4 protein-coding genes and 1 pseudogene are annotated in these 4,353 nt (G+C 66.0%); 4 read left to right on the top strand and 1 reads right to left on the bottom strand.

The genetic code is table 11. From position 1 onward, the window contains the following. Nucleotides 1-284 (top strand): integrase core domain-containing protein (locus ACTH43_RS18370; RefSeq protein WP_441446325.1); only part of this gene is annotated, 284 nt, incomplete at its 5' end. 77 nt (nt 285-361) lie between these two features. Here the strand turns inward: ACTH43_RS18370 and yczR are convergent. Beyond that, a complete protein-coding gene (yczR, locus tag ACTH43_RS18365; protein WP_114306555.1) occupies nt 362-1,759 on the bottom strand; it encodes a MocR-like transcription factor YczR in 1,398 nt (465 codons plus the stop codon). A 112-nt stretch (nt 1,760-1,871) separates the two neighbouring features. Here yczR and ACTH43_RS18360 point away from each other — a divergent pair, with 112 nt between their 5' ends. From ACTH43_RS18360 to ACTH43_RS18350, 3 genes and pseudogenes are all read left to right on the top strand, one after another. Then, complete coding sequence (locus ACTH43_RS18360; RefSeq protein WP_114306556.1) at nt 1,872-3,092, top strand: Tm-1-like ATP-binding domain-containing protein; 1,221 nt, start codon at nt 1,872-1,874, stop codon at nt 3,090-3,092. 23 nt (nt 3,093-3,115) lie between these two features. Further along, nucleotides 3,116-3,946 (top strand): phosphoenolpyruvate hydrolase family protein, encoded by an 831-nt coding sequence (locus ACTH43_RS18355; RefSeq protein ID WP_220235620.1) that lies wholly within the window; start codon nt 3,116-3,118, stop codon nt 3,944-3,946. A gap of 300 nt (nt 3,947-4,246) precedes the next feature. Further along, nucleotides 4,247-4,353, top strand: a pseudogene (locus tag ACTH43_RS18350) (IS481 family transposase); the annotation flags it as partial.

Below are 4,353 nucleotides of genomic sequence, written 5' to 3'. Positions count from 1 at the left end.
GCGCGAAGACCTTCGTTCGCACCGTGAACGCGCATGCCTCACGGCATCAGCGGACCAGGCCCTACACGCCCCGGCACAACGGGAAAGTCGAACGCTACCAGCGGATCCTCTCTGAGGAATGCCTCTACGCGCACGCCTTCTACTCCGAGCACGAGCGCCGCGAAGCGATCAACGTCTGGGTCCACCACTACAACTACCATCGGCCCCACACCGCCTGCGCCGACCGGCCCCCGGCCGCCCGAGTCCACGAACGTGTCGACAACGTCATGACCTCATACATCTAACAAACCCGGCGCGATTCAGTGAGCTGGAGGACATGGCCGAACTTAAGCTGGGGCATGCTGATCGGAATGGCTGACGGCTACGCGGCAGCAACAGCGTCCGCAAGGCGCTGTAGTCCGTTCCGAAGCTGATCCTCCGGGTGCCAGATGGGCAGCCGCAGCATCGAGGCGAAGCCGTCGAAGGCGGAGAACCCCGGACCAGCGACGATCTTGACCTTCTTCCGCTTGCCAAGCTCGGCCAGCGCCGTCGCATCGGTACCGGTATCCACCCACAGGCCGGCGCCCCCGTCGATGGGGTCCCACCGCCAATCGGGGAACACATCGCGCACCACCGATTCGGTAGTGACGACGTGGTCGTTCAGCGTGCGTTGTCGTTCCAGCCGGGCGTCGCCGATCCGCTCCATGCATTGCGTTGCATACAGCTGATCGATGACGGAGCTGGCCAGGTCGCTGCTCGTGCGCCGCTCTGTCAAGCGCTTGATCCTGTGCTCGTGCGCACGGATCCACCCCACCCGGATGCCGCCCCAGAACTGCTTCGAAAGCGTTCCGACGGTGACGAGCAACGCCTCGTCCACCGAGCCCGCAAGCATCCGTGCAGGCGGACCACGGAACGTCAGGTCGTAGGAGCAGACGTCCTCGACCGTCATCTGACCATGTCGATCCACCAGCTCCGCGAGAGCCCGGCGCGCGTTCGCGCTCGTCGTCCGTCCTGTTGGGTTATGGACGCTGGTCTGGCAGTAGAGCACGGCTGGCCGCCGGCGAAGCGCCGACGCGACAAGTGGCACGGCCATCCCGGTACCGGTGAAGGGAACAGTGTCGATGCGCGTACCCAGGGAGCGGAGCACCGCGAGCCCTCCGCGATAGGTGGGCTCCTCCACCACGGCGAGGTCACCGGCTTCCATCAGGTCGCTGAGCGCGAGCCAGGTCCCTTGCTGCGCGCCGGAGGTGATGAGGATCTGCGACGCCCGGGTCGGCACGCCGTCGGCGGTCAGCCGGTCAGCCAGAGCTTCTCGCAGCATCGGCAGACCCGCTGGGAAGTAGCCGTCGCTGCCGAGGAACTCGGACAGGCTCGGGGGCCCGGCCTTCAGCACTTCGGCGGTCACCGAAGAAGCCGGCAGCGCTCCGGTGGACAAATCCACCACCCCTGGGGGGACGTCGGTGAAGGAGATCATACGTCCTTCGCCGGTACGAGGGCCTCTGAGACCGCGCGTAACGCGGGTTCCCGAACCGCGAACGGAGCTGATGTAGCCCTGAGCCCGTAGCGCGTCCATGGCACTGGTCACCGTGCCCCGCGAGACATGGAGCGCGCCGGCGAGCTCCCTCTCGGGCGGGAGGACGGTGCCCGTCGGGATCAGGTTGCTGTCGATGAGCTCCCCGATTCCGCGGCCGAGCGCACCGGACAGAGTCTCGCCGCCATGGGCCCAGGGCCCGAGAAGCCTGGAGAGAGCGGCTCCATCCAACTTCGCTTCACGTGACATGTCTCGAGTATGAGCTCGCCCGCGGAATGGGCCAATAGGCGCGCATTGGCCCAGCGGGCATCGGAGCACCTCGCCTATCGTCTGAGGGAGCAGCGACACGAAGGAGTGAAACATGGCGACTGTTGCCCTTCTCGGCACGTTCGACACCAAGGGTGAGGAGTACTCCTGGCTCGTGCAGGCTCTCAATGAGCTCGGCACCGACGTGCACGCGATCGACGTCGGTCCCTTCTCGGACTGCCCGCTCGCACAGGTGACCCCGCAGGACGTGATCCGGGCTGCTGGCGCCGATTCCGAGGAACTCGCCGAGCACCGGGACCGCGGCGAGTACATGGACGTCATGGGTCGCGGAGCCGCCGTGATCGTCCAGCGCCTCGTGGAGGAGGACGCGATACATGCCCTACTGTGTGTCGGCGGTTCGAGCGGATCATCGGTTTCGGCGCCCGCCATGCAGGCGGTCCCGGTGGGCTTCCCGAAATTGCTGGTCTCCACGATGGCATCCGGCGATGTCAGCCCGTACGTCGGCGAGGTGGACGCCACCCTCATGTACTCGGTGGTGGACGTCGCGGGAATCAACTCGATCTCCCGGCTCGTGCTCGGCAATGCCGCCGGAGCCGCAGCCGGCATGGCTCGCGCCTACGAGCAGCGCCGTATGCTTCCTGCCGAGAGCCACCGGCCGCTGGTTGGCATCAGCATGTTCGGCCTCACCACCCCCGTTGCTGACGAGGCGCGTGCCCGGCTCACCGAGCTCGGCTACGAGTGCCTCGTGTTCCATGCCACCGGCACCGGAGGACGGGCGATGGAGAAGCTGGTCCAGTCCGGGCTTCTCGCCGGCGTCTGCGACATCACCACCACTGAGCTCGCTGACGACCTCGTGGGAGGAGTGCTCAGCGCGGGACCGGCGCGGCTCGAGACGGCTGGCGCTACCGGAACCCCTCAGGTGGTCAGCTTGGGAGCTCTCGACATGGTGAACTTCGGCCCACGGGACTCCGTCCCCTCCCGGTTCGACGATCGCCGGCTCATCGTCCACAACCCGACGGTGACGCTGATGCGGACCACGGCCGAGGAGATGACCGAGCTCGGACGTCGCATCGCTCGCAAGCTCGGCGAGGCCACCGGACCGACCACCCTATTTTTGCCTCTCAAGGGTCTGAGCGGCATTGACGTCGAGGGCGGCCCGTTCCACGACACCGCGGCCGACGAAGCGCTCTTCATGGCTCTGCGGGAAGGCCTCGACGGGACCGGAGTCGCCATCGTCGAGAGAGCGTCGGACATCAACTCCCCCGGGTTCGGTCGCGAGATGGCCGACGCCCTCCACGCTCTTGTCACCCGCTAATACACCACTGAAGGAGCATGTTCATGGAGACTCGCACTCAGATCATCGACCGCTTTCGCGCCCAGGCCGCGGCCGGCACTCCCATTATTGGTGGCGGTGCCGGGACCGGGATCACGGCGAAGTCCGCCGAGGCCGGCGGCATTGACCTGCTGGTTATCTACAACTCGGGGCGATTCCGGATGGCCGGTCGCGGCTCTCTCTCCGGCCTGCTTGCATACGGCGATGCCAATACGATCGTCTTGGACATGGCGGACGAGGTGCTGCCGGTGGTCGGCTCGACTCCGGTGATCGCCGGAGTAAACGGCACCGACCCGTTCAAGGTCATGCCGCATTTCCTTGAGCGGATCAAGGCGATCGGTTTCGCGGGAGTGCAGAACTTCCCCACCGTCGGCCTGATCGACGGGGTTTTCCGTGCCAACCTCGAAGAGACTGGAATGGGTTACGGCCACGAGGTTGACATGGTGCGCATGGCCCATGAGATGGACCTCCTGACGACGCCGTATGTCTTCGACATCGACCAGGCCGAGGCCATGGCCCTAGCCGGAGCCGACATCCTGGTGCCGCACATGGGGCTCACCACCTCGGGAACCATCGGCGCGCAAACCGCCATGTCATTGGACGAGGCGGCGGAGAAGGTGCAGAGCCTCGTCGACGCCGCGAAGCGCGTGAACCCCGAGATCCTCTGCCTCTGCCATGGCGGCCCGATCGCCGGTCCGGAGGACGCACAGTATATCCTCGACCACACCGAAGGGGTGGTCGGATTCTACGGTGCAAGCTCGATCGAACGCTTCCCGACCGAGACCGGCATCCGCCAGCAGACCGAGGCGTTCAAGGCGCTACGCTTCGAGCGCTGAGCGCCCGAGCCGAACAGAGTGATGACTCTCCGGCCAGCCAGCTACAATCCCGTCCGACGCCGTCCTCACCGAGGAGGCGCGAGGTTGCATCGCGCTGACCTGCGGGCTTTCCTCGCCTGGGCAGGGACCGCCGCACGGATAGGTGACATCTTGACCTGACCTATGGCTCTGTTTCCAGTTGACGTCGCTAGTTGTTGCGGGTCATGACGTTGTAGTCACGGAGCGGGGATGAAGGAACGGGTCCCTGACCGGCACGATGGGTGGTGTCTAGACATCCGTCGCCCGGGAGGAACCCGTTCCATGGTCCACCGTAATTCGCCGCTGACTCCTGCCGGAAGACTCCGCCTGGTCGAACGTGTTGAAGATGATGGCCGGCCCATCGCCCACGTCGCCGCCGAAGCCGGTGT

Source organism: Brachybacterium sp. (assembly GCF_052095815.1).
Classification (GTDB): Bacteria; Actinomycetota; Actinomycetes; order Actinomycetales; family Dermabacteraceae; genus Brachybacterium.
The sequence above is the reverse complement of the archived record's forward strand: the minus strand, read 5'-3'. Positions and strand labels throughout refer to the sequence as shown.